Genomic DNA, 23,870 nt, shown 5'->3' on the forward strand with positions numbered 1-23,870 from the left:
CCTGCGCAGGAGCGACGGGATAAAAGATGAAATTCACGCTCTCCTGGCTCAAGGACCATCTGGACACGACCGCTTCGCTCGACGAGATCGTGGTCGCGCTCACCAATATCGGGCTGGAGGTGGAGGCCGTCACCGATCCCGCCGCCAGGCTGGACGGCTTCACCGTCGCGCGCGTCCTCAGCGCCGAGCGCCACCCGCAGGCCGACAAGTTGCAGGTGCTCTCGGTCGATGCCGGCGGCGGTCCGTTGCAGGTGGTGTGCGGTGCGCCCAACGCGCGCGCTGGCCTTGTCGGCGTGTTCGGCAAGCCGGGCGCGGCAGTGCCCGCCAACGGCATGGTGCTCAAGGTCGCCGCGATCCGCGGCGTCGAATCGAACGGCATGATGTGCTCGACGCGCGAGCTGGAGCTGGGCGAGGATCACGACGGGATCATCGAGCTGCCCGCCGACGCGCCGGTCGGCACCGCCTTCGCCGATTATGCCGGGCTCGGCGATCCGGTGATCGAAGTGTCGGTGACGCCGAACAAGCAGGATTGCATGGGCGTCCACGGCATCGCGCGCGATCTGGCGGCGGCGGGGCTCGGTACGTTGGTGCCGCCGACGGTGCCCGAGGTCGCGGGCGAGGGCGCAGGCCCCGACGTGCGGATCGAGGATGCGGCAGGCTGCCCGGCGTTCTTCGCGCAAGGTGTGCGTGGCCTCACCAACGGTGCCGCGCCCGAGTGGATGACGAAGCGGCTGCGCGCGATCGGGCAGAAGCCGATCTCGGCATTGGTCGATATCACCAATTATCTGACGGTCGATCTCGGCCGCCCGCTGCACGTCTATGACAAGGCGAAGCTGTCGGGCGGGCTGGTCGCACGTCAGGCACGCGACGGCGAAACCGTCGAAGCGCTCAACGGCAAGACCTATACGCTGTCGGCCGGGATGACCGTCATCGCCGACGATGTCGCGGTGCACGACATCGGCGGGATCATGGGCGGTGCGCATTCGGGCGTGTCGGAGACGACCACCGATGTCGTGATCGAGTGCGCCTATTTCACCCCGGAGGCGATCGCGCGTACCGGACAGAAGCTGGCGCTGACCAGCGACGCGCGGCAGCGGTTCGAGCGCGGCGTCGACCCGGCGTTCCTCGACGATGGGCTCGCGATCGCGACCTTCCTCGTGCTCGAATATTGCGGCGGCGCCGCCAGCGGTGTGACCCGCGCGGGCGAGCCGCCGCTCGGGACGCGCTCCTACGCCTATGACCCGGCGCGCGCCGAGACGCTCGGCGGGCTCGCGGTCGGGCCCGAGCGGCAACGCGCGATTCTCGAATCGCTCGGCTTCATCGTCGACGACGCGTGGAACGTCACCCCGCCGACCTGGCGGCGCGATGTGGACGGCACCGCTGATCTGGTCGAGGAAGTGATCCGCATCGAGGGGATCGACAAGGTCGCTCCGGTGCCGCTCCCGCGCGTCGCGGGTGTCGCGCGCCCGACCGCGACCCCCGAACAGCGCATCGAGCGCCGCACGCGCCGCGCCGCCGCGGCGCGCGGGCTCGACGAGGCGGTGACGTGGAGCTTCCTCAGCGAAAAACAGGTCGCGCCGTTCGGCGAAGCGGCGTGGCGGCTGGCGAATCCGATCAGCGAGGAACTGAAGGTGATGCGCCCGTCGCTGCTGCCCGGTCTGCTCTCGGCGGCCGAGCGCAACCTGCGGCAGGGCGTCGAGACGGTGCGGCTGTTCGAGATCGGCCGGCGCTATCTGCCCGAGGGCGAGCGCGCGACCTTGGGCGTGGTGCTGGCGGGCGACCGCCGCGTGCGTGGCTGGCGCGAGGGCAAGGCCGCCGGGTTCGACGCTTATGACGCCAAGGCCGAGGCGCTCGCGCTGCTCGCGGCGGCGGGCGCGCCGGTCGACAACCTTCAGGTGATGGGCGAGGCGGGCGCGGCCTTCCACCCCGGTCGCTCGGGCACGCTGCGGCTCGGGCCGAAGACGGTGCTGGCGGCGTTCGGCGCGGTGCATCCGGCGGTGATGAAGGCGTTCGACCTTTCGGGGCAGGTCGCCGCGGTCGAGCTGTACCTCGACGCGATCCCCGCCAGGCGCGGATCGGGGTTCATGCGTCCGGCCTATGCGCCGCCCGCGCTCCAGCCGGTGCGCCGCGACTTCGCGTTCCTCGTGCCCGCCGACGTCTCGGCCGAGGCGCTGGTCCGCGCGGTCAAGGGCGCGGACAAGGCGACCATCACCCGCGCGCGCGTCTTCGACGTCTTCACCGGCACCGGCGTCGCGGAGGGACACAAGTCGGTCGCGGTCGAGGTGGTGCTGCAACCCGCCGAGAAGAGCTTCACCGACGCCGATCTGAAGGCGATCGCCGACAAGGTGGTCGCCGCCGCCGCCAAGCAGGGAGCGCAATTACGTGGCTGACGACTGGATCCGTATTGCGAACGGCACGCTGACCGCCGCGATCAACCCGCTCGGCGCGGAGCTGTCGTCGCTGACCGATGCCGATGGGCGCGAGTTGATGACCGACGCCGACCCGCGCTTCTGGACCGGGCGCGCGCCGCTCTTGTTCCCGGTGGTCGGGATGACCGCCAACGGCGCGATCAAGGTCGACGGCGTGTCCTATCCGATCGGCAAGCACGGCTTCGCGCGGCGCAGCGTCTTCTCGGTTATCGAGACGAGCGCGACGCGGGCGGTGTTCGCGCTCGCCGACGACCAGGCGACCCGCGCCGCCTATCCGTTTGCGTTTCGGCTGGAGGTGGCGTTCGAGCTGCGCGACGCGACGCTGGCGATCGAGGCGACGGTCTGCAACCCGGCGGACGAGCCGCTGCCCGCCAGCTTCGGCTTCCACCCCGCCTTCGCCTGGCCGCTGCCTTACGGACAGGACCGCGCCGCACATCGCATCGCGTTCGAGAAGGACGAGCCCGGCGCGCTCAAGGTGATCGCCGCCGACGGCACGATCGCCGCGACCGAGCGTCCCTCGCCGCTCGATGGTCCCGTGCTGCACCTCGCCGACGATCTGTTCACCGACGACGCGTTGGTGTGGGACCCGGTCGCGTCGCAGTCGGTTATTTACGGCGTCGACGGCGCACCGCAGCTCCGTATCGGGTTCCCCGACACGCCCAGGCTCGGCATCTGGACCAAGCCCGGCGCGGCCTATGTCTGCGTCGAGCCATGGCACGGCATCGCCGATCCGGAGGGCTTCGACGGCGAATATCGCGACAAGCCCGGCGTGTTCGAGGTGCCCGCGCACGGCGAGCAGCGCATCACGATGAGCATCACGCTAACCGACTGACATCGCATCGTCATTGCGAGCGTAGCGAAGCAATCCAGGGCCTTAGCTACGCTCGCAATGACCACCGCGGGATCACCCTGGGCGGCAAACCCGCGACCAAAGTCCGCTTCACCTCCGCCACGTCCCCGGCTACGCTAGGCGCAGGAGACGGATGATGCTGAAATCTTTGATGATGATCGCGATGCTGGCCGCGGCGCAGGCGCCCGACAACCCGCATCTGCCCGCACCGGTCGTCGACACCGTCGCGCCGACCTTGCCCGCGGGGCTGAAGGGCGCGGTGCTGATCGTCTCCAAGACCAACGGCTGGCGCCATTTCGAGCATATCCCGCATTCCAACGAGGTGCTGGGCGACATCGCCAAACAACTCGGCCGCAAGAGCTTCGCGACGGAGAATGCCGCGGTCTTCAACGATCGCGATCTCGGCCACTTTTCGGTCGTCGTGCTCAACAGCGCGAGCGGCAATTTCATGAGTCCCGACCAGCTGGCGGCGTTCGAGCGCTTCGTGGCGCGCGGCGGCGGGGTCGTCGCGCTCCACGCGGCGGGCGATGACAGCCACAAGGAGCCGTGGTACGACCGCACGATCATCGGCACGACCTTCATCGGCCACCCCAATGGCGACGATCATATCCAGACCGCGCAGGTGATCGTCGACCAGCCGCAGCATCCGGTGATGGCGGGCGTGGCGCGGACCTTTCCGCTTGCCGACGAATGGTATTCGTTCTCGAACGATCCGGCGACGCGCGGCATGACCGTGCTCGCACGCGTCGACGAGAAGAGCTACCGCGTCGGCGGCAAACTGGCGATGGGCGCGACGCACCCGGTCGCATGGGTCAATCCGCGCGCCAAGGGCCGGGTCTTCTATTCGGCGCTGGGACACGAGCCGGCGGTCTATGATGACGTCAACGTGCGCCGGATGCTGACCAACGCGGTCCGCTGGGCAGCGCGCTGAGCCATCGAGACGGCAAAAGCGATGCCGAAACGCCACGCCGCCCGGCATGGTGGCATTTTTCTGCACGGGAATGTTGCAATGCGGCCGTGCCCGGCCCCATCCTCATCCCGTGTTGAGACAATATGAACTGATCGACCGGGTCCTCGATTACGACCCCGACGCCAATGAGGCGATGCTCAACCGCGCCTATGTCTTTTCGGTCAACGCGCACGGGACGCAGAAGCGCGCCAATGGCGACCCCTATTTCAGCCATCCGATCGAGGTGGCGGGCATCCTGACCGAGCTGCATCTCGACGACGAGACGATCGCCACCGCGATCCTCCACGACACCGTCGAGGATACGGTCGCCACGCCCGAGGAGATCGAGCGGATCTTCGGCGCGAACATCGCCCGGCTGGTCGACGGCGTGACCAAGCTCAGCAAGATCGAGGCGCAGACCGAGAACGAGCGCGCGGCGGAGAACTTGCGCAAGTTCCTGATGGCGATGTCGGGCGACATTCGCGTGCTGCTGGTGAAGCTGGCCGACCGGCTCCACAACATGCGCACGCTGCACTTCATCCCCAAGCCGGAGAAGCGCCGCCGCATCGCCAAGGAGACGATGGACATCTACGCCCCGCTCGCCGAGCGGATCGGCATGTACGAGTTCATGAAGGAGATGCAGACGCTCGCCTTCGCGCAGCTCGAGCCCGAGGCGTATGAATCGATCACCAAGCGGCTGGAGCAGCTCAAGGAAGGGTCGGGCGGCGACCGGATCGCCAAGATCGGTTCGGGGCTCAAGCTGCTGCTCGGCCGCGGCGGGGTCGAGGCGCAGGTGTCGGGGCGCGAGAAGCACCCCTATTCGATCTGGCGCAAGATGCAGGAGCGCCACATCAGCTTCGAGCAGCTGTCGGACATCATGGCGTTCCGCGCGATCGTGCCGACGATCGAGGATTGCTACCGCGCTTTAGGGCTGATCCACCGTCGCTGGCCGGCGGTGCCGGGGCGGTTCAAGGATTATATCTCGACACCGAAGCGCAACGGCTATCGCTCGCTCCACACCAGCGTGATCCATGCCGAGAACCGCCGGATCGAAATCCAGATCCGCACCCCCGACATGCATGCCGAGGCCGAGTTCGGGCTCGCGGCGCATTGGGCGTACAAGCAATCGGTCGGCGCGCATCCGGTTCGCCCCGATCAGCAGCAGGACTGGATCAAGGATCTGGTCGAGATCCTCGACACCGCCGCCACGCCGGAGGAGCTGCTCGAACATACCCGGATCGCGATGTACCAGGATCGCATCTTCGCCTTCACGCCGAAGGGCGAGCTGATCCAGCTGCCCAAGGGCGCGACGCCGATCGACTTCGCTTATGCGGTGCATACCGACCTCGGCGATCAGGCGGTCGGCGCGAAGGTCAACGGGCGCGTCGTGCCGCTGTCGACGGTGCTGGAGAATGGCGATCAGGTGCAGGTGCTGCGCTCCAAGGCGCAGGTGCCGCAGCCGGCGTGGCTGAAGGTCGCGATCACCGCCAAGGCGCTCGCCGCGATCCGCCGCCATTTGCGCAACGAGGAACGCGAACAGACGATCACGCTGGGGCGCAAGCTGTACGACGACATCGTCCAGCGGCTGCCCGCGACGCTTGCCGACCATGCGATCGACGAAGCGCTCAAGCGGCTGAAGCTCGCCGACGAGGCGGCGTTGATGCAGGCGATCGCGCGTCGCACGCTGACCGACGGCGAAGTGATGGAGGCGCTGATGCCGGGTTCGGCGGGGGCCGATGTCGCGCACGCGCCGCCGCAATCGAGCGCGATCTCGATCGAGGGGCTGGCGCCCGGCGTCGCCTATGAACTCGCCGATTGCTGCCACCCGGTGCCCGGCGACCGGATCGTCGGCCTGCGCCGCCCCGATGCCTCGATCGAGGTTCATGCGATCGACTGCCGCGTGCTCGCCGATCTCGCCGAGCGTAGCGAGGACGAGACCGACTGGATCGACGTGCAATGGGGCCACGCCACCGAGGGCGCGACCGCGCGCATTTCCGTCGAGGTGCGGAACCAGCCCGGCGCGCTCGGGATGCTCGCGACGATCATCGGGCAGCACAAGGCCAACATCATCAACCTGCGTCTCGACAATCGCGACACGCAATTCCACACCAACGTCATCGACGTCGAGGTGCATGACGCGCATCAGTTGATGCGGCTGCTCTCCGCACTCCGCGCCGCCGACGCGGTCAACGCGGCGGAGCGAGTTTGATCCACGAAGGCGGCGGACGACCTATAGGACGGCCGGCGCGCTGGCGACGATCCCGCAGCCGGCCGCGGCCTTGGTCACCTCGAGCGGCACCTTAGGGTCCTTCACCTGACCGGCGACGCGGATGAAGTCGCCGACCGTCAATCGCCCCGGCGTCGTATCGCCCTCGCGGGTCGCACGCGCTGCGCGCCCCAGCTGCTGAAGCTGGCCAATCGAGAGATTCTTCTCCAGTCGGACGCCGACGCATTGCGACTGATCCGGAGCGAATCCATAGCCTTCCAGCGACGACGCGATCCGCGCGGACGGGTCGACACAGCCAGATTGCGCCAGCGTCAACAACCCGGCGCCCGCGCCGACCATCGCCCATACCCTGCCCATCATTCGTCTCCCATGGTTGGAAGATCGAACCAGCGGCAATCGCCACGGATCCTGATGCAAGATAATAATTTGCGCTGTCTTTTCGCGCTGTTGGCCGGCGTGGTGGCCAGAACGCCTGGCACCGGTGGAAACCGGCTGCGCCTTCCCGCATTCTGGACGGACGGGAGGATTCATCGATGTTACGATCCATGCTGCTCGCCGCGGCGCTGGCGACCACCGCGATACCGGTGGCGGCACAGTCGATCTCGGCAAACGACAAGGCGCTCGGCGCGCGCGCAAATCCGGAGCTGCTGACGCAATTCGGCGGCAAATATTCCGGTCCGCAAGCTGCCTATGTCGAGCGGGTCGGCAAGCGCGTGGCGGTGCAATCCGGACTGTCGAACGCACAGGGGGACTTCATCGTCACCTTGCTCGACTCGCCGGTCGAGAACGCCTTCGCGATCCCTGGCGGCTATATCTACGTCACACGGCAATTGCTGGCGCTGATGAACAGCGAGGCGGAACTGGCGTCGGTGATGGGGCACGAGGTCGGTCATGTCGCCGCGCGTCACTCGGCGTCGCGCAACCAGCGCGCGACGATCGGCGGTGTGCTGGCCGCCGTGGTCGGCGCGGCGGCAGGCAACAGCGCGGCCGGGCAGCTGGTCGGCACCGCCGCGCGAAGCGGCGCGCAGCTCTATGTGCTGAAATACGGCCGCGATCAGGAATATGCCGCCGATGGTCTGGGCGTGAAGTACATCACCGCCGCCGGCTATGATCCCTATGCCGCCGCCGACATGCTCGCGCAGCTCGACGCGCAGAGCCAGTTGCAGGCGGAGGTCGGCGGCAAGGGTGGGCAACAGGTGCCAAGCTGGGCCTCGACCCACCCCAATAGCGCCGACCGCGTGCGCCGCGCCGCGGCGCTTGCCAAGGCGACCGGTCGTCCGCTCACCGAACCGCCGCAGGACGTCACCTTCCTGCGCCAGCTCGACGGGCTGGCCTATGACGAGAAGGGCTCGGGCAAGCGGATCCGCATCGTCACCGTCAAGCGCGGCGACACGATCGACTCGCTCGCGCGGCAGATGGCCTATGACAATCTCCAGCGCGACCGCTTTATGACGCTCAACGCGATCGAAGATGACGCACAATTGACGCCGGGGCGTTTGGTAAAGATCGTGACGCGCGGATAAGCTTCGGTTAGATGCGGGGCCCATGCATCGTCCCGCGCTTTCGGTCGTCATTCCCTGCTATAACGAAGAGGCTACGCTGCCGCTGCTTCACGCGCGTGTCTCGGCGGCGGCGCGTGCGGCGGTGGGTGACGATCACGAGATCGTGCTGGTCAACGACGGCTCGCGGGACAACAGCTGGGCGGCGATGCAGCGGCTGTCGACGGAGGACCCGCGTGTCGTGGCGATCAACCTGTCGCGCAACCACGGTCACCAACTCGCGCTGACCGCCGGGCTCGACCTGTGCGCGGGCGAGCAGATCCTCATCATCGACGCCGATCTGCAGGATCCGCCCGAGCTGTTGTCCGACATGCGGCTGATGATGGCGCGTGAGCAGGCCGATGTCGTCTATGCGGTGCGCCGCAAGCGCGAGGGCGAGACGCTGTTCAAGAAGGCCACGGCGGCCGCCTTCTATCGCGTGCTCGACCGCGTCACCGACACCGCGATCCCGCTCGACACCGGCGACTTCCGGCTGATGACGCGCCGCGCGCTCGACGCCTTCCTCGCGCTCCCCGAACAGGCGCGCTTCATCCGCGGGATGGTGGCGTGGGTCGGGTTCCGGCAGGTGCCGTTCCCCTACGACCGTGCCGAGCGCCATGCGGGGGAGACGAACTATCCGCTCGGCAAGATGGTGCGGTTGGCGCTCGACGCGGTGACTGGCTTCTCGACCGCGCCGCTGCGTTGGGCGAGCCATCTGTCGGTGGTGCTGGCGGCGTGCTCGATGCTGCTGCTGGTCTATATCGGCTGGGGCTATTTCGTCGGCGACCATGTGCAGGGCTGGACCTCGACGATGCTGGTCGTCGTCGTGCTGTCGTCGATCCAGATGTTCGTGCTGGGCATGATCGGCGAGTATCTCGGCCGGCTGTATATCGAGGCGAAGCGCCGCCCGCTGTACCTGATCGCCGATGTCGCCGGCACGGCGCGCGGGCGTGCGACGCTGGGCTTCCAGGCGGAGCGCACCCGCATCCCCAACGCGCAGGTCGCGGGCGAGGTCCTCGGGCAGGATTGAACGGACGTGAGGGCGGCTGCCCGTCCCATTCCCGTCATTCCCGCGCACGCGGGAATCCAGACGCGCAGGTCCGTCGATAGAGGCGAGACGTCAGAGGTTCTGGATCCCCGCCTCCGCGGGGATGACGAGAGCGGCGACGACAAGTAAGGCGATCCCGCTCTAATCCGCGGGATCGCCGCTCACGCCGCTTCGTCGGCGTCCAGCCCGTACGCCGTATGCAGCACGCGCACCGCCAGTTCGGTCTCATCCTCGTGGATCAGCACCGAAACCTTGATCTCGCTGGTGGAGATCGCCTGGATGTTGATCCCGCGCGCGCCCAGCGTCGTGAACATCGTGCTCGCCACGCCGGCATGGCTGCGCATCCCGACGCCGACGACGCTGATCTTCGCGACGCGCACGTCGTGGATCAGCTCGCCGAAGCCGATCGTCTCGCGCGCCTGATTGAGCGCCTCGATCGAGCGCGGCAGGTCGGCGGATGGCACGGTGAAGGTCACGTCGGTCGCGCTGCTGCTCCCGCTGCTACGGTGCGCGATGTTCTGGATGATCATGTCGACGTTGATGTTCGCCGCCGCCAGCGGCTCGAAGATGCTCGCGACCGAGCCGGGCTTGTCGGGCACGCTGGTCAGCGTGATCTTCGCCTCGTTCTTGTCGTGAGCGATGCCGGTGATGAGTTGTCGTTCCACGTCGCCATTCTCCTGGGAGGCTGCCTCCTCTTCGCCCACGATCATCGTACCGGGCAATGTATCCGCCATCGGAGCGTCCTCGCCGGTGAACGACGACAGCACCTGAACGCGGACCTTCTCCTTCATCGCCAGCCCGACCGAGCGGGTCTGGAGTACCTTGGCGCCGACGCTGGCGAGTTCCAGCATCTCCTCATAGGTCACCTTGGCGAGCTTGCGCGCGCGCGGCACGATCCGCGGATCGGTGGTATAGACGCCGTCGACGTCGGTGTAGATGTCGCAGCGATCCGCCTTCATCGCCGCCGCCATCGCCACCGCCGACGTGTCCGAGCCGCCGCGGCCCAGCGTCGTGATTCGTCCCTCGGCCGACACGCCCTGAAAACCGGGGATCACCGCCACTTCGCCCGCCGCAAGGCTGGCGTCGAGCGCGACGGTATCGATCGTCCCGATCCGCGCCTTGGCGAAGGCGTCGTCGGTGCTGATCGGCAATTGCCACCCCAGCCACGAGCGCGCCGGCACGCCGATCGCCTGCAAGGCGATCGCGAGCAGCCCGCTGGTGATCTGCTCGCCCGCGGCGACCACGACGTCATATTCGCGCGGGTCGTAGAGCGGCGAGGCTTCGCGGCAGAACCCGACCAGCCGGTCGGTTTCGCCCGCCATCGCCGATACGACGACCGCCACCTGGTTCCCGGCGGCCGCCTCGCGTTTCACCCGCGCGGCGACCGAGCGGATGCGCTCGATCCCCGCCATCGAGGTGCCGCCGAATTTCATGACGATGCGCGCCACTGCCGTATCCAAACGCCTTGGGATGAGAGGGGCGTCCTGATAGGAAGCGGGCATGACCGACGCAAGCGTAACAACCGCAACCATCCCCGCCGCTCCGCACGCCTCGGTGGTGGATCGCGAGGCGGCGCATTTCGGCAAGCTGGCCGCCGAATGGTGGGACCCGAAGGGTTCGTCGGCGATGCTGCACCGATTGAACCCGGTGCGGCTGCGCTATCTGCGCGGCGCGATCGACCGGCACTGGGATCTCGACGACCGCACCTTCGCGCCGCTCGCGGGCAAGACCGCGCTCGACATGGGGTGCGGGGCGGGGCTGCTCGCCGAGCCGCTGGCGCGGATGGGCGGCACGGTGACCGCGGTCGATGCGGCGGCGGAGAGCATCGCCGTCGCGCGCGAACACGCGGTGCGGCGGGGCCTGACGATCGACTATCGCGCGGGCGGGGTCGAGGCGGTGGCGGGCGACACGTTCGATCTGGTCTGCTCGCTCGAGGTCGTCGAGCATGTCGCCGACCCGCGCGCCTTCGTCGCCGGACTGGCGGCGGCGGTCGCGCCGGGCGGGCTGCTGGTGATGAGCACGCCCAACCGCACCTGGTGGTCGCGCCTCGCGCTGGTCGAGGCTGCCGAGCGGCTCGGCCAGATTCCACGCGGGACGCACGACTGGGACAGGTTCCTGACCCCGGACGAACTCTCGGCGATGATCGCCGACGCCGATTTCGAGGTTATCGATGTTACCGGACTGTCGGTCGGAACGAACGGATTCACGCTGGGCGGCTCGACGGCACTGGATTATTTCGTGACCGCGGTGCGAGCCCGACCCTGACCGTCATTCCCGCGAAGGCGGATACCCAGACGCGCAGGTCTTCGCGACAGCCGAAACGTCAGAGGTTCTGGATCCCCGCTGGCGCGGGGATGACGACCGCTGTTACCCGTTCGCCTTCGCTGAACCCCGCTCGACCATCTGCGTGCCGTTCCGCTGGCACGCCGCGCTGACGACCGGAAAATCGAGGTCGTTATTCCTCGCGAGCACGTCGGGCATCGCGGCCTGACATTGCTGCACGGTCGCATAATGCGCCGGCTCGATGCGGGCGGTGGCACAGGTGGTGGCGGCGTCGCCGCACCCCATAATCGCCATGACGAAGAAAGCTGCTTCCATCTCGTCCTCCCTTCGCCGATAAAACGATCGCGCCACCGGCGTGTTCCGATCGGCGGCCGGTCCCGCCGCGGGACGGTTGACGCGCGTCCCCCCGCGCACGACATCCCCGTCACCCATGCCACCCGACAGATCGACCCCCTCCGCCGCCGAGCGCCCGCTGCTGCCGACGCTCCGCCGCTTCCTGCCCGACCTCTGGCCCGCCGACGCGCCGGGGATGAAGCTGCGCGTGGTTGGCGCGATGCTGCTGGTCGTGCTGTCGAAGCTGGTGCAGGTCTATGGCGCGCCGTTCGCGTTGCAGGGGGCGGTCGACGGCATGGCGGTGCCGACCACGCCGCTGTCGCTGGTCGTGTTGTTGGTGGTCGGCTATGCCGCGGCGCGCTTCGGCACGACGCTGTTCGACAATCTGCGCAACACCGTGTTCGAGCGGGTGGGGCAGGAGGCGACCCGCCGGCTGGCGGCGCGCGTCTTCCGCCACCTCCACCAGCTCTCGCTGCGTTTCCACCTCGAACGCCGCACCGGCGCGGTCACCAAGGTGGTCGAGCGCGGCACCAAGAGCATCGACACGATGCTCTACTTCCTGCTGTTCAACATCGCGCCGACCGTGCTCGAACTGACCTTGGTGCTCGGCATCTTCTGGGTGAAATTCGGCTGGCAACTGGTCGCCGGCACCGTCGCGATGGTCGCGCTGTACATCTGGTTCACGCGCATCGTCACCGACTGGCGCTCGGCCCTGCGCGAGCGGATGAACGACCTAGACACCGGCGCGGTCGCGCATGCGGTCGACTCGCTGCTCAACTTCGAGACCGTCAAATATTTCGGCGCCGAGGAGCGTGAGGCGCAGCGCTACGACCGCGCGATGCGCGCCTATGCCGATGCCGCGGTGGTCAGCGAGAACAGCCTTGCGTGGCTCAACATCGGGCAGGCGGCGATCACCAATGCGATGCTCGGCGGCGGGATGGCGTGGGTCGCCTATGGCTGGAGCCAGGGACGCTTCACCGCGGGCGAGGTGGTGCTGGTCTCGACCCTGCTCTCGCAGCTGTTCCGGCCGCTCGACCTGCTCGGGATGGTCTATCGCACGATCCGGCAGGGCGCGATCGACATGGGCGCGATGTTCGACCTGATCGATACGCCGTCGGAGGTGGTCGACGCGCCCGGCGCGTCGGCGCTGCTGGTGTCGCGCGGCGCGGTTCGGTTCGAGAACGTCATGTTCGGCTATGACGCCGGGATGCCGATCCTCAAGGGCATCGACCTCGACGTGCCGGCGGGCACCACCTGCGCGGTCGTCGGGCCGTCGGGCGCGGGCAAGTCGACGCTCGCGCGGCTGATGTACCGCTTCTACGATGTCAGCGGCGGGCGGATCACGATCGACGGACAGGACATCGCGAAGGTCACGCAGCCGTCGTTGCGCGCCGCGATCGGGATCGTTCCGCAGGACACGGTGCTGTTCAACGACACGATCGGCTACAACATCGCTTATGGTCGCGCCGACGCCGACCAGGCCGCGATCGAGCAGGCGGCACGCGGCGCGGCGATCGCCGGCTTCATCGAGCGCCAACCCGACGGCTATGCCACCCGCGTCGGCGAGCGCGGGCTCAAGCTGTCGGGGGGCGAGAAGCAGCGCGTCGCGATCGCGCGGACGTTGCTCAAGGACCCGCCGATCCTGATCCTCGACGAGGCGACCAGCGCGCTCGACAGCCGCACGGAAGCCGAGATCATGGAGACGCTGGAGGCGATCGAGCGCGGCCGCACCACGATCGTGATCGCGCACCGGCTCTCGACGATCGTCCATGCCGACCAGATCGTCGTGCTGGAGGCCGGCCGCGTCGTCGAGCGCGGCACCCACGCCGCGCTGCTGGCGCAGGGCGGGCTTTATGCGGAGATGTGGGCGCGGCAGGCGCAGGAGCAGGAAGAGGAAGCGCTGGCGGTGGAGTGATGGTCCCCGCCGTCATCCCGGGCTTGACCCGGGATCCCGCTTTCCCTGCCGTTGCCAAGAAGCGGGGCCCCGGATCAAGTCCGGGGCGACGAAAGCGCAGGGATTACGCCGCTATTCGTCGATCCCGAAGTTCAGCCCGCGCGAGATCGCCGGATCGGCGACCGCGGTCAGCAGATACGCCACGAACTGCTTGCTCCGCTGCCACCAGCCGGTCGCCTTGCGATAGGCATCGACCGTCACCTCGTTCGACTGCGCGATCTCGCCGTCGACATAGCCGCGGACATGTTCGGCGAACGCCGCATCCTCGATCCGCAGCATCAGCTCGAGATTGATGAACAGGCTGCGCATGTCGAAATTCGCGCTGCCGATCCACGTCGCGTCATCGACCACGTACAGCTTGGTGTGCAGCTTGGTCGCGGCATATTCCCAGATCCGCACGCCCTTGCGGAGCAACCCGGCGTAGGTGAACCGCGACGCCGCGATCGTGACATTGTTGTCGGAACGCGAGGCGGTGACGACGCGCACCGTCGCCGCGCGCTTGCCTGCGCGATCGAGCCGCCGCAGCACGGTCGGGCTCGGGGTGAAATACCCCGCGATGATGTCGATCCGTCTGGCGTGGCGCATGTCGGCGCGGATCGCACGCGCCCAGGGCGAGAGATGCCGCGTCGGCCCGCCGATCAGCCAACGCAACCGCCCCTCGCGCTCGCTCCATTGCGCCAGTGCCTTGTTGAGCCGCCGGATCTTGCCGCCGCTGTGGATGCCCTCCTCCAACGCGTCGAAATAGCCCGCCATCCGCGCCGCCGCCGGTCCCTCGACCAGCAACCCGAGGTCGCGCCACGCCTGCTCCTTGGGCGTGCCGAAATAATCGTCCTCGATGTTGAAGCCGCCGATGATGATCCTCGCCGCATCCTCGGCATCGGCGAGCGCCAGCTTCTGGTGGTTGCGCAGAAGGTAGCGCCGCCCGACGCGCGGCGAGAAGCGGCACACCGACACGCCCGCGTCGCGCAGCGGATCGAAGAAGTCGTCGCCCTCGCTCCCGAAGCCGTCGACGATCAGCTTGACCGCGACCCCACGCTGCGCCGCCGCGATCAGCGCGGCGTTGACGCGCCGCCCGGTCGTGTCGTCGGCATAGATGTAATAAAGGATGCGCAGCGAGCGTCGCGCGCCATCGATCAACGCCAGCACCGCCTCGAGTCGCCGCGGCCCGGTGTCGAGCAAGGTCAGCCGGTTGCCGTCGACGGTGAACACGGGTTGCGGGGCGGCGTCCTCCATGGCCCCGCAGATGGCGTCTGCGCCGCCGCCGGGCAAGCGCAGCCTTTCCTTGACGAATGACGGTCCGGCGCGTACCTGCTCCAGCTTCCCTGAGTTTACCGTTTAGAGGATACGCGGATGGCGCGCGTCACTGTCGAGGATTGCGTCGACAAGATCCCGAACCGTTTCGATCTGGTCCTGCTTGCCGCCCAGCGCGCGCGGCAGGTGTCGGGCGGAGCCGAACTGACGATCGATCGCGATCGTGACAAGAACCCGGTGGTTGCGCTGCGCGAGATCGCCGAGGAAACCGTGCGGCCGAAGGACCTGCATGAGTCGGTGGTGCAGAGCCTCCAGCGCGTCCAGATCGACGACGAGGAAGAGGCCGACGCGATCGGCAGCCTCGCTGCGTCGGCCGAGGCGCTGCGCCTCACCGCGGTCGCCCCGCCGCGCAACCAGAACCTCGGCGCCGATTACGACGGCTGATCCCGTCGCTTCGGTGTGGATGAAAAAGGCTGGCCGCTCGGTGGAGCGGCCGGCCTTTTTCTTGTTCGTACTACTTACGTCATCCCGGACTTGATCCGGGATCTCGCTTCTTCTTGTTTCGCGCGCCACGAAGAAGCGGGGCCCCGGATCAAGTCCGGGGCGACGGCGTGGCGGGGAGCAGGTCGCCCCCTCAACTCACCCCGCGACCTTCCCCGGCGTATTCACCCCCATGCTCTGGAGATAGCGCTTCACGTTGCGCGCCGCCTGTCGCAGCCGCTGCTCGTTCTCGACCATCGCGATCCGCACGAAGCCCTCGCCGTTTTCGCCGTATCCGACCCCCGGCGCGACCGCGACCTTGGCGTGGGTCAGCAACTGCTTCGAAAATTCGAGCGATCCCAGATGCTTCAACGCCGGCGGCAGCGGTGCCCAGGCGAACATGCTCGCCGGCGGGGCGGGGATGTCCCACCCGGCGCGCCCGAAGCTTTCGACCAGCACGTCGCGGCGCTTGTGATAGAGCTGGCGGTTCTTTTCGACGATGTCCTGCGGCCCGTTGAGCGCCGCGCACGCCGCCGCCTGCACCGGCGTGAACGCGCCGTAATCGAGGTACGATTTCACGCGCGTCATCGCCGCGATCAGCTTCTTGTTGCCGACCGCGAAGCCGATCCGCCACCCGGCCATCGAATAGGTCTTCGACAGGCTGGTGAATTCGATCGCGACGTCCTTCGCGCCCGGCACCTGCAGGATCGAGACGGTCGGCTTGCCGTCGAAATACAGCTCCGAATAGGCGAGGTCGGACAGGATCCACACCTCGTTCTCGCGCGCCCACGCCACCAGCCGCTCGTAGAAGGCGAGGTCGACCGTCTCGGCGGTCGGGTTCGACGGATAATTGACGACCAACACGCTCGGGCGCGGGATCGTGAACTCCATCGCGCGCTGCAGGCTTTCGAAATATTGTTCGTCGGGCGTGGTCGGCACCGCGCGGATCGTCGCGCCGGCGATGATGAAGCCGAAGGTGTGGATCGGATAGCTCGGGTTGGGCGCGAGCACCACGTCGCCTGGTGCGGTGATCGCGGTGGCGAGGCTCGCCAGCCCCTCCTTCGACCCCATCGTCACGACCACCTCGGTTTCGGGATCGATATCGACACCGAAGCGGCGGCCATAATAATTGGCCTGCGCACGCCGCAGCCCGGGAATGCCGCGCGACTGCGAGTAGCCGTGCGCCGACGGCTTTTGCGCCACCTCGATCAGCTTGGCGATGACATGGTCTGGCGGTGGCAGATCGGGGTTGCCCATGCCGAGATCGATGATGTCCTCGCCACCCGCACGCGCCTGCGCCCGCATCGCATTGACCTCGGCGATGACATAGGGCGGCAGGCGCTTCATGCGGTAGAATTCGTCGGACACGGGGCTGATACTCCTTTGCGCCGCCGGCTATACAGCCATTCGCGTGCGGCGGGCACCCCGCGCAGCAAAAAGCCGTGGACCTGACTTCGCGCTGCAACGTCGTTACGTTACGGCAGCCGAGAGAGAGGATTTCGCGTGACCGAGCCCAACGCCCCATCGAACGCCGCGCTGCCCGATCTCGCCGATCTTCAGCACTGGACATGGCTGATGGGTCGCGCGCAGCAGTTGATGCTGGAGGCCGGCGTCCCGCTCGCGCCGCCCGAGAGCGTCGCGGAGCAGACGCGCGATTTTTGGACCGACTATCTCGCGCTGTGGCAGCGCTTCACCGCCCCCGCCGCGCCCGAGGCGGAGCGGCCGAAGGAGAAGGACCGCCGCTTCGCCAACCCGGCGTGGCGCAGCAACCCGGCGTTCGACTGGATGCGGCAGAGCTATGCGCTGATCGCCGATCACATGCTGCGCGGGGTCGATGCGCTGGAAGGGGTCGACGAGCGGACGCGCGCGCAGCTGAAGTTCGCCACATCGGGCTTCGTCGATGCGATGAGCCCGTCGAACTTCGCGGTGACCAACCCGGAAGTCATCGAGAAGACGATCGAGACGCGCGGGCAGAATCTGCTCACCGGGCTCACCAACATGCTGTCGGATATCGGACGCGGGCAGCTGACGCATACCGACGGCACCGCCTTCGAGGTCGGGCGCAATCTCGCCGCGACGCCGGGCAAGGTCGTCAAGCGCACCGACCTCTACGAACTGATCCAATATGCCCCGACCACCGACACGGTGCTGGCGACGCCGCTGCTGATCTTCCCGCCGTGGATCAACCGCTTCTACATCCTCGACCTGACGCCGGAGAAGAGCTTCATCCGCTGGGCGGTGGCGCAGGGCATCACCGTGTTCATGGTGTCGTGGAAGTCGGCGGATGCCTCGATGGCCGAGGTGATCTGGGACGATTACGTCGCCGCGCAGGTCGACGCGATCGACACCGTCCGCGATCTGCTGGACGTGCCGACGGTGCATACGGTCGGTTATTGCGTCGCGGGGACGACGCTGGCCGCGACGCTGGCGTGGCTTGCGGCGCAGGAGCAGACCGACAAGGTGGCGAGCGCGACCTTCCTCACCGCGCAGGTCGATTTCTCCCGCGCGGGCGAACTGCTCCACTTCGTCGACGACGAACAGCTCAAGGTGATCGCGACGCTCAGCCCACAGGGCTTCCTCGACGGCCGCTATCTCGCCGCGACCTTCAACCTGCTGCGCGGGCGCGACCTGATCTGGAACTACGTCACCAACAACTATCTGCTCGGCAAGGATTATGCGCCGTTCGACCTGCTGCACTGGAACGGCGACGTCACTAACCTGCCTGCCAAATGGCATCTCGCCTATCTGACCGACCTCTACCGCGACAACCTGCTGGTCCAGCCCGGCGCGATGAGCGTCGGCGGCGTGCCGCTCGATCTGACGAAGGTCGAGACGCCCGCCTATGTGCAGGCCGGGCGCGAGGATCATATCGCGCCGGCCGAAAGCGTCTGGAAGCTGACCGAGCATCTGCGCGGACCGTTGCGCTTCGTGCTCGCCGGATCGGGTCATATCGCGGGCGTCGTCAATCCGCCGGCTGCGGGCAAGTACCAGCATTGGATCAGCGACCAGCCCGCTGCCACGCTCGACGAGTTCGTCGCGATCGCGCGCGAGGTGAAGGGCAGCTGGTGGGGTGACTGGGCGACGTGGCTGCGCGACCGTGCGCCAGCAACGGTAGCGGCGGATGGTGCGCGGGTGCCCGGCGAGGGCGAATTGCCCGCGATCGAGGAAGCGCCGGGCAGCTACGTCCGGGCACGATGAGCGGCAATGCTGCACCGCACAAGAAGCTTGCGACTCGCATCGCACATCGCTATTGTGCGCCGCAGCAAATAACGGAGCGACACGATGGTGGGCGAAACCGGCAAGGTTGAGGGCAGGAAGACGGGCGGAGCGACCAAGGGGCGTCCGCGCGTCGCTGCGAAGCCGCCGCTATCCGCCAAGCCCGTGCTGCCGCCGCTTCCCGCCGAGCCGGAGGTGCCCGCGATCCTCGCGGCGCCCCCCGCCGAGGAGCCGACACCGGTGGTGGCGGCGGAAACGCCGGCCGCCGAGCCCGCCGCGCCGGCTCCGGTGCTCGAAGAACCCGCAACCCCAACCCAACCCGAAGCGGCTGCTCCGGCAGCGCCATTGGAAGTGAAGGACACGACCATGACCGACACCGTCACGACGTTCGCCGACAAGGCGCAGGATCAGGCAAAGGCCTTCGCCGACAAGGCGCAGGAGCAGGGCCGCGCGGCATTCGCCAACGCCGGCGAGCAGGCGCGCGTCGCGCTCGACAAGAGCCGCAAGGTCGCCGAGGATCTCGCCGAATTCGGCAAGGGCAATGTCGAGGCGCTGGTCGAATCGAGCCGCATCGCCGCGCAGGCGTTCGAGTCGTTCGGTCAGGACGCCGCCGCGTTCGCGCGCGCCCGTTATGAGAGCACCGCGCAGCTCGTCCAGACGCTCGCGTCGGTGAAGTCGCCGACCGAGGCGCTGCAACTGCAGGCCGATTACGTCCGCACCTCGTTCGATGCGCTGGTCAAGGAAGCCTCGCGTTCGACCGAAGCGACGCTGAAGCTGGCCGGCGATGTCGCCAAGCCGCTGCAGAACCGCGTGGCGGTCGCCGCCGACAAGTTCCGCACCGCCGCCTGATCGCGGTCGTGCAAGCGAAAGGAGGCGGTCGCAGCGATGCGGCCGCCTTTTTTGCGTGTTTGCAGGCTTGCCTGTGCGCCCGCGCGTGCCATATCTGCCCCGTGTCCATGCAGCAGCAGATTGTCCCGATGGCCGCGGGCCAGAGCGACGATGCCGACGGTGACGGCACCGGGATCGGCATCGCCACGCGTACCCGCGCCCGCACCAAGAAGCCGACGCCATACCGCGTCCTCATGCTCAACGACGATTACACGCCGATGGAATTCGTCGTCCTGTGCCTTCAGCGCTTCTTCCGGATGAACATGGAAGAGGCGACGCGCGTGATGCTCCACGTCCACCAGAAGGGCGTCGGCGTCTGTGGCGTGTTCAGCTACGAGGTCGCCGAGACAAAGGTCAGCCAGGTCATGGACTTCGCGCGCCAGAACCAGCACCCGCTGCAATGCACGCTGGAGAAGGCGTGATCACACGCTAACTACCTGACTTGCGGACGATCAAGGCGATCCGTCAGCCAAATCCACCGTCGCCCCTGCGCAGGCAGGGGCCCATGTCTCTCTCCGGTGGCGGAACGCCGGACACACAGACCGCGCCGACGACGGCCCAGCACCATCAAGACGCCGGCAGACATAGGCCCTGCCTGCGCAGGGCGACGGTGGCGATGGCAAACGACAGCACACCGCTGCACCCACACCACCTTCCGCGCCCCACCGCTTACCGCTACCCTCCCACGCTAACCCCAGCGAATCGTGAGAGGAAACTGTCATGGACCCCAGCCTGCGCGACCGGGCGATCGGCCTGTACGACGCCTTCACCCACGAACACCGCGACCGCCGGACGCTGCTGCGTCAGATGACCGCGCTGGTCGGGTCGGTCGCGGCCGCCGAGGCGCTGATCGGCGGGATCGCCGCGTCGCCCGCCGCCGCCGCGCTCACCGATCCCGGCGACGCGCGGCTCGTCACCCGCAAGGGCAGCTACGGCATCGGCGGCGGCGCACAGATGACCGGCTATTTCGCCGCGCCGCGCAATCCCGGCCGCGCGGTCGGCGCGGTGATGGTGATCCATGAAAATCGTGGGCTGCAACCGCATATCGAGGATGTCGCGCGCCGCGTCGCGCTCGCCGGCTTCTTCGCGGTCGCGCCCGACTTCCTCTCCGCACAGGGCGGCACCCCCGCCGACGAGAATGCCGCGCGCGACCTGATCGGCAAGGCCGACATGGACGCGGTGCTCGCCTCAGCCGTCGCGACGGTCGGCCGGCTCGCCAGATTGTCGCACGGCACCGGCAGGGTCGGCACGGTCGGTTTCTGCTGGGGCGGGGCGCTCGTCGACCGCGTCGCGCTCGCCGCCGGGCCGGGGCTCGCCGCCGCGGTGAGCTATTACGGCCCAGCACCCGATCCGGCCGAGGCACCCAAGCTCAACGTTCCGCTAATGCTCCACTACGCCGGCAAGGACGCGCGGGTCGCGCAGACCGGCATGCCGTGGGTCGCCGCGCTCAAGGCCGCGGGCAAGCCGGTCGAGGCGTTCGACTATCCCGGCGTCGACCACGCCTTCAACAACGACACCTCCGCCGAGCGCTACGACAAGGCCGCCGCCGATCTCGCCTGGGGCCGGACGATCGACTTCTTTCACCGCCATCTGGATGCGCGTGCATGACGCTGACCTTCTACACCAACCCGATGTCACGCGGCCGGATCGTGCGCTGGATGCTCGAGGAGATCGGCGAGCCGTACGACACAATGCTGGTCGACTGGACGCAAAAGCCGGCTGCGCTGCTCGACGCCAATCCGCTCGGCAAGGTGCCGACGATCGTTCACGACGGCGCGGTGGTCAGCGAGGCGGCGGCGATCTGCGCCTATCTCGCCGAGGCGTTTCCCGCCGCCGGGCTCGCGCCGCGCGCGGAAGAGCGCGCGCCCTATCTGCGCTGGATGTTCTTCACCGCCGGCCCGCTGGAGGCGGCGATGGTCGACAAGGTGCTGGGGGTCGAGGTGCCCGAGGCCAAGCGGGGGATGGTCGGCTATGGCGGCTTTGCGCAGGCAGTCGACACGCTCGAATATGCGGTGTCGTCGCACGGCTATATCACCGGCGATCGCTTCACCGCCGCCGACGTCTATGTCGGCAGCGCGGTTGGCTGGTTCACGCAATTCGGGCTGCTGGAGAAGCGCGAGACGTTCATGCGCTACCTCGACCGACTCCAGCAGCGCCCGGCCTATCAGCGCGCCGCCGCGATCGACGACGCGCTGATCGCGGAGGCCGCTCAGCGGTAGGCGGGAGCGGCATCGAAGGTTCCCGCCGTCGTTGTGGGCTTTTTCCTTCGTCGCCCCGGACTTGATCCGGGGCCGCGCTTCTTCCTGGCGAGAGCGCAACGAAGCGGGGTCCCGGATCAAGTCCGGGATGACAGAAGAAGAGTGGTAATCAGTGACTGTCGATGCGCCTCAACGGCGATCGTGCTTGTCCCAGCGGACCCGCGCGCTCAGCGCGTCGAAGCGGCGGTTGAGGTCCTGACGCTCCCAGTTCGACAGCCCGCCGCTGCGGCGATAGCGCGTCTCGAGCTGGACGAGCTGGCGCGAGTCGCGGCGGAGCCGGGTCGCTTCGCGGCGATCGAGCGTGCCGCTGCGGATGCCCTGATCGATCCGCTGATCGAGCCGCGCCTGTCGCGCGTTGATCGACTGCCACGGCGCGGCGCTGGCCGCGACCGGAACGGTGACGCCGGCGAGGCCGATCCCGGCGATCAGCAGGTGAAGACGGTTCATTGTAACGCTCCTTTGCACTGGCACCGCAATCCGCGGCGGTACGGGAACGGAGATAGGCAGCGTCTGTCGCACGCCCGTCCCGCCAACCCCGCAAAAGTGTGTCACTTTGTCGCGATCGCGGCGGGTCCGTTCAGCTTTGGGGCTCACCCGCCAGCGCGCTGCGCAATGCCGCGACCTGCCGGTTGAGGCTCGCGAGCTGGTCCATCGACAGCCTGCTACGCGCGACCAGTTCGTCGGCAAGGCACCCGCAGCGCTCGCGCAACGCGCGTCCGCTATCGGTCAGCAACACGCGCACCTGTCGCTCGTCGTCCGGGTTGCGCTGGCGGCTGACATGCCCGGCCGCCTCCAGCCGCTTGACCAGCGGCGTCACCGTACTCGACTCGAGCGCGAGCCGCTCGGCGATCGCCCCGATCATGCGGGCGTCCTGCTCCCACAGCGCGTGGAGCACGAGATATTGCGGATAGGTGATCCCGATCGCGTCGAGCAGCGGCTTGTAGGCGCGCCCAACCGCCATGCTCGCGGAATAGAGCGAGAAGCAGAGCTGCTCATCGAGGGGGCGCGCACCAGCCATGATAAGGGCTTAGCAGCTTTTTGCTTATCGCGATAATCTTTTCGCTGGACACCTCGGCCTCACGCATTTACATATCGCGATACAGATTACTGGAATAAGGATCGCGTTCATGTCCGTCGACGTCAAATATGCCACGACCGCTTCCGCCACTGGGGGCCGCGATGGCCGCGCGCGCAGCGAGGACGGCCGCTTCGAGGTCGCGCTGTCGACCCCGAAGGAGCTGGGCGGCGCGGGCGGCGAGGGGAGCAACCCCGAGCAATTGTTCGCCGCCGGCTACTCGGCATGCTTCCTCGGCGCGCTGAAGGTCGCCGGGCAGCAGCTCAAGGTGAAGGTACCCGCCGAGACCAAGGTCACCGCAACCGTCGGCATCGGCCCGCGTTCGGCGGGTGGGTTCGGCATCACCGCCGACCTCGTCGTCGACTTGCCCGGCGTGGACAGGGATCAGGCGCAGCAACTGGTCGATACCGCGCACCAGATCTGCCCCTATTCCAACGCCACGCGCGGCAATGTCGATGTCGGCCTGACGCTCGCCTGATCCGGAGAACACCATGCCCCGCACGCCCGGCACCGAAGGCTTCGCGCTCAACCAGACGATGCTCCGCATCCGCGATCCCGAGCCGTCGCTGGCCTTCTACCGCGACGTGCTGGGCATGACGCTGCTCCAGCAGCTCGACTTTCCCGACATGCGCTTCTCGCTCTATTTCCTCGCCTATCTGGCCGAGGGCGAGACGGTGCCCGCCGACCCGGCCGAGCGCGCGCGCTTCATCTTCACGCGTGAGACGACGTTGGAGCTGACCCACAATTGGGGCACCGAGAGCGACCCGGCGTTCAGCGGCTATCACAGCGGCAACACCGACCCGCGCGGCTTCGGCCATATCGGCATCTCGGTGCCCGACGTGGCGGCGGCCTGCGCACGGTTCGAGGAACTGGGCGTGCCGTTCAAAAAGCGCCCGCAGGACGGCACGATGAAGGACATCGCCTTCATCACCGATCCCGACGGCTATTGGATCGAAATCCTGTCGCCGGCGGGGATGACCGCCTTCCTCTGAGATAGCCTCGGCCCCCTTCACCGTTCGTGCTGATCCTGTCGAAGCACGTGTTGTTGGGCACGCCCTTCGACAGGCTCAGGACGAACGGCCGTAAGGGGG

23 protein-coding genes are annotated in these 23,870 nt (G+C 67.9%); 16 read left to right on the forward strand and 7 right to left on the reverse strand.

Annotated elements, in window-relative coordinates; translation table 11 throughout:
- Nucleotides 1–26: 26 nt before the first annotated feature.
- The 4 genes from pheT (at nt 27) to PGN12_04215 (ending at nt 6,437) form a co-directional block, all read left to right on the forward strand.
- Entirely contained in the window at nt 27–2,390 is a 2,364-nt protein-coding gene (gene pheT, locus PGN12_04200) for a phenylalanine--tRNA ligase subunit beta (GenBank protein MEH3103088.1), read from the forward strand.
- The gene (locus PGN12_04205) at nt 2,383–3,261 is read left to right on the forward strand and encodes an aldose 1-epimerase family protein (protein ID MEH3103089.1); all 879 of its coding nucleotides are present in this window, start codon (nt 2,383–2,385) and stop codon (nt 3,259–3,261) included. Before pheT ends, PGN12_04205 begins: the two co-directional genes overlap by 8 nt.
- A gap of 154 nt (nt 3,262–3,415) precedes the next feature.
- Nucleotides 3,416–4,210, forward strand: a complete 795-nt coding sequence (locus PGN12_04210; protein MEH3103090.1) for a ThuA domain-containing protein — start codon at nt 3,416–3,418, stop codon at nt 4,208–4,210.
- Nucleotides 4,211–4,319: 109 nt separating this feature from the next.
- Entirely contained in the window at nt 4,320–6,437 is a 2,118-nt protein-coding gene (locus PGN12_04215) for a bifunctional (p)ppGpp synthetase/guanosine-3',5'-bis(diphosphate) 3'-pyrophosphohydrolase (GenBank protein ID MEH3103091.1), read from the forward strand.
- A 21-nt stretch (nt 6,438–6,458) separates the two neighbouring features.
- On the opposite strand, the gene PGN12_04220 is transcribed toward PGN12_04215, so the two are convergent.
- Nucleotides 6,459–6,812, reverse strand: coding sequence for a hypothetical protein (locus PGN12_04220; protein MEH3103092.1), 354 nt, complete (start codon nt 6,810–6,812; stop codon nt 6,459–6,461).
- 176 nt (nt 6,813–6,988) lie between these two features.
- Here PGN12_04220 and PGN12_04225 point away from each other — a divergent pair, with 176 nt between their 5' ends.
- Together PGN12_04225 and PGN12_04230 are read left to right on the forward strand one after the other, a co-directional pair.
- The gene (locus PGN12_04225) at nt 6,989–7,978 is read left to right on the forward strand and encodes a M48 family metalloprotease (protein ID MEH3103093.1); all 990 of its coding nucleotides are present in this window, start codon (nt 6,989–6,991) and stop codon (nt 7,976–7,978) included.
- 22 nt (nt 7,979–8,000) lie between these two features.
- Entirely contained in the window at nt 8,001–9,023 is a 1,023-nt protein-coding gene (locus PGN12_04230) for a glycosyltransferase family 2 protein (GenBank protein ID MEH3103094.1), read from the forward strand.
- Between the two features lie 179 nt (nt 9,024–9,202).
- Here the strand turns inward: PGN12_04230 and PGN12_04235 are convergent, their stop codons facing one another.
- Nucleotides 9,203–10,489: an aspartate kinase gene (locus PGN12_04235; protein MEH3103095.1), complete on the reverse strand. Its 1,287-nt coding sequence runs from the start codon at nt 10,487–10,489 to the stop codon at nt 9,203–9,205.
- Nucleotides 10,490–10,541: 52 nt separating this feature from the next.
- Here PGN12_04235 and ubiG point away from each other — a divergent pair, with 52 nt between their 5' ends.
- Nucleotides 10,542–11,306, forward strand: coding sequence for a bifunctional 2-polyprenyl-6-hydroxyphenol methylase/3-demethylubiquinol 3-O-methyltransferase UbiG (gene ubiG, locus PGN12_04240; protein ID MEH3103096.1), 765 nt, complete (start codon nt 10,542–10,544; stop codon nt 11,304–11,306).
- 102 nt (nt 11,307–11,408) lie between these two features.
- Here ubiG and PGN12_04245 read toward each other — a convergent pair whose 3' ends face one another.
- Nucleotides 11,409–11,639 carry a hypothetical protein gene (locus tag PGN12_04245; protein ID MEH3103097.1) on the reverse strand — a complete coding sequence of 77 codons (231 nt, stop codon included), beginning with the start codon at nt 11,637–11,639 and terminating at the stop codon, nt 11,409–11,411.
- A gap of 115 nt (nt 11,640–11,754) precedes the next feature.
- Between PGN12_04245 and PGN12_04250 the strand changes: the two genes are divergently transcribed.
- Complete coding sequence (locus tag PGN12_04250) at nt 11,755–13,572, forward strand: ABC transporter ATP-binding protein/permease (GenBank protein ID MEH3103098.1); 1,818 nt, start codon at nt 11,755–11,757, stop codon at nt 13,570–13,572.
- A 111-nt stretch (nt 13,573–13,683) separates the two neighbouring features.
- Here PGN12_04250 and PGN12_04255 read toward each other — a convergent pair whose 3' ends face one another.
- Nucleotides 13,684–14,844 (reverse strand): phosphatidylserine/phosphatidylglycerophosphate/cardiolipin synthase family protein, encoded by a 1,161-nt coding sequence (locus PGN12_04255; protein MEH3103099.1) that lies wholly within the window; start codon nt 14,842–14,844, stop codon nt 13,684–13,686.
- Between the two features lie 117 nt (nt 14,845–14,961).
- On the opposite strand from PGN12_04255, the gene rpoZ reads away from it, so the two are divergent.
- The gene (gene rpoZ, locus PGN12_04260; protein MEH3103100.1) at nt 14,962–15,306 is read left to right on the forward strand and encodes a DNA-directed RNA polymerase subunit omega; all 345 of its coding nucleotides are present in this window, start codon (nt 14,962–14,964) and stop codon (nt 15,304–15,306) included.
- Between the two features lie 195 nt (nt 15,307–15,501).
- On the opposite strand, the gene PGN12_04265 is transcribed toward rpoZ, so the two are convergent.
- Nucleotides 15,502–16,710, reverse strand: a complete 1,209-nt coding sequence (locus PGN12_04265; GenBank protein MEH3103101.1) for an LL-diaminopimelate aminotransferase — start codon at nt 16,708–16,710, stop codon at nt 15,502–15,504.
- Between the two features lie 135 nt (nt 16,711–16,845).
- On the opposite strand from PGN12_04265, the gene phaC reads away from it, so the two are divergent.
- The 5 genes from phaC (at nt 16,846) to PGN12_04290 (ending at nt 21,665) form a co-directional block, all read left to right on the forward strand.
- Nucleotides 16,846–18,540, forward strand: coding sequence for a class I poly(R)-hydroxyalkanoic acid synthase (phaC, locus tag PGN12_04270; GenBank protein MEH3103102.1), 1,695 nt, complete (start codon nt 16,846–16,848; stop codon nt 18,538–18,540).
- A gap of 84 nt (nt 18,541–18,624) precedes the next feature.
- Nucleotides 18,625–19,407, forward strand: coding sequence for a phasin family protein (locus PGN12_04275; protein MEH3103103.1), 783 nt, complete (start codon nt 18,625–18,627; stop codon nt 19,405–19,407).
- A 128-nt stretch (nt 19,408–19,535) separates the two neighbouring features.
- Nucleotides 19,536–19,868, forward strand: a complete 333-nt coding sequence (gene clpS / locus PGN12_04280; GenBank protein MEH3103104.1) for an ATP-dependent Clp protease adapter ClpS — start codon at nt 19,536–19,538, stop codon at nt 19,866–19,868.
- A gap of 298 nt (nt 19,869–20,166) precedes the next feature.
- The gene (locus PGN12_04285) at nt 20,167–21,054 is read left to right on the forward strand and encodes a dienelactone hydrolase family protein (protein MEH3103105.1); all 888 of its coding nucleotides are present in this window, start codon (nt 20,167–20,169) and stop codon (nt 21,052–21,054) included.
- Complete coding sequence (locus PGN12_04290; GenBank protein MEH3103106.1) at nt 21,051–21,665, forward strand: glutathione S-transferase family protein; 615 nt, start codon at nt 21,051–21,053, stop codon at nt 21,663–21,665. The genes PGN12_04285 and PGN12_04290 overlap by 4 nt, the downstream gene beginning before the upstream one ends.
- Nucleotides 21,666–21,833: 168 nt before the next feature.
- Here PGN12_04290 and PGN12_04295 read toward each other — a convergent pair whose 3' ends face one another.
- Together PGN12_04295 and PGN12_04300 are read right to left on the reverse strand one after the other, a co-directional pair.
- Nucleotides 21,834–22,151, reverse strand: coding sequence for a hypothetical protein (locus PGN12_04295; GenBank protein ID MEH3103107.1), 318 nt, complete (start codon nt 22,149–22,151; stop codon nt 21,834–21,836).
- A 130-nt stretch (nt 22,152–22,281) separates the two neighbouring features.
- The gene (locus tag PGN12_04300; protein MEH3103108.1) at nt 22,282–22,722 is read right to left on the reverse strand and encodes a MarR family transcriptional regulator; all 441 of its coding nucleotides are present in this window, start codon (nt 22,720–22,722) and stop codon (nt 22,282–22,284) included.
- A gap of 109 nt (nt 22,723–22,831) precedes the next feature.
- Here PGN12_04300 and PGN12_04305 point away from each other — a divergent pair, with 109 nt between their 5' ends.
- Entirely contained in the window at nt 22,832–23,257 is a 426-nt protein-coding gene (locus PGN12_04305) for an organic hydroperoxide resistance protein (GenBank protein MEH3103109.1), read from the forward strand.
- 13 nt (nt 23,258–23,270) lie between these two features.
- On the forward strand, nt 23,271–23,771 hold the full coding sequence (gene gloA, locus PGN12_04310; protein ID MEH3103110.1) for a lactoylglutathione lyase: 501 nt from the start codon (nt 23,271–23,273) through the stop codon (nt 23,769–23,771).
- Nucleotides 23,772–23,870: the final 99 nt, after the last annotated feature.

Origin of the sequence: Sphingomonas phyllosphaerae (assembly GCA_036946405.1) — a bacterium.
GTDB lineage: Bacteria > Pseudomonadota > Alphaproteobacteria > Sphingomonadales > Sphingomonadaceae > Sphingomonas > Sphingomonas phyllosphaerae_D.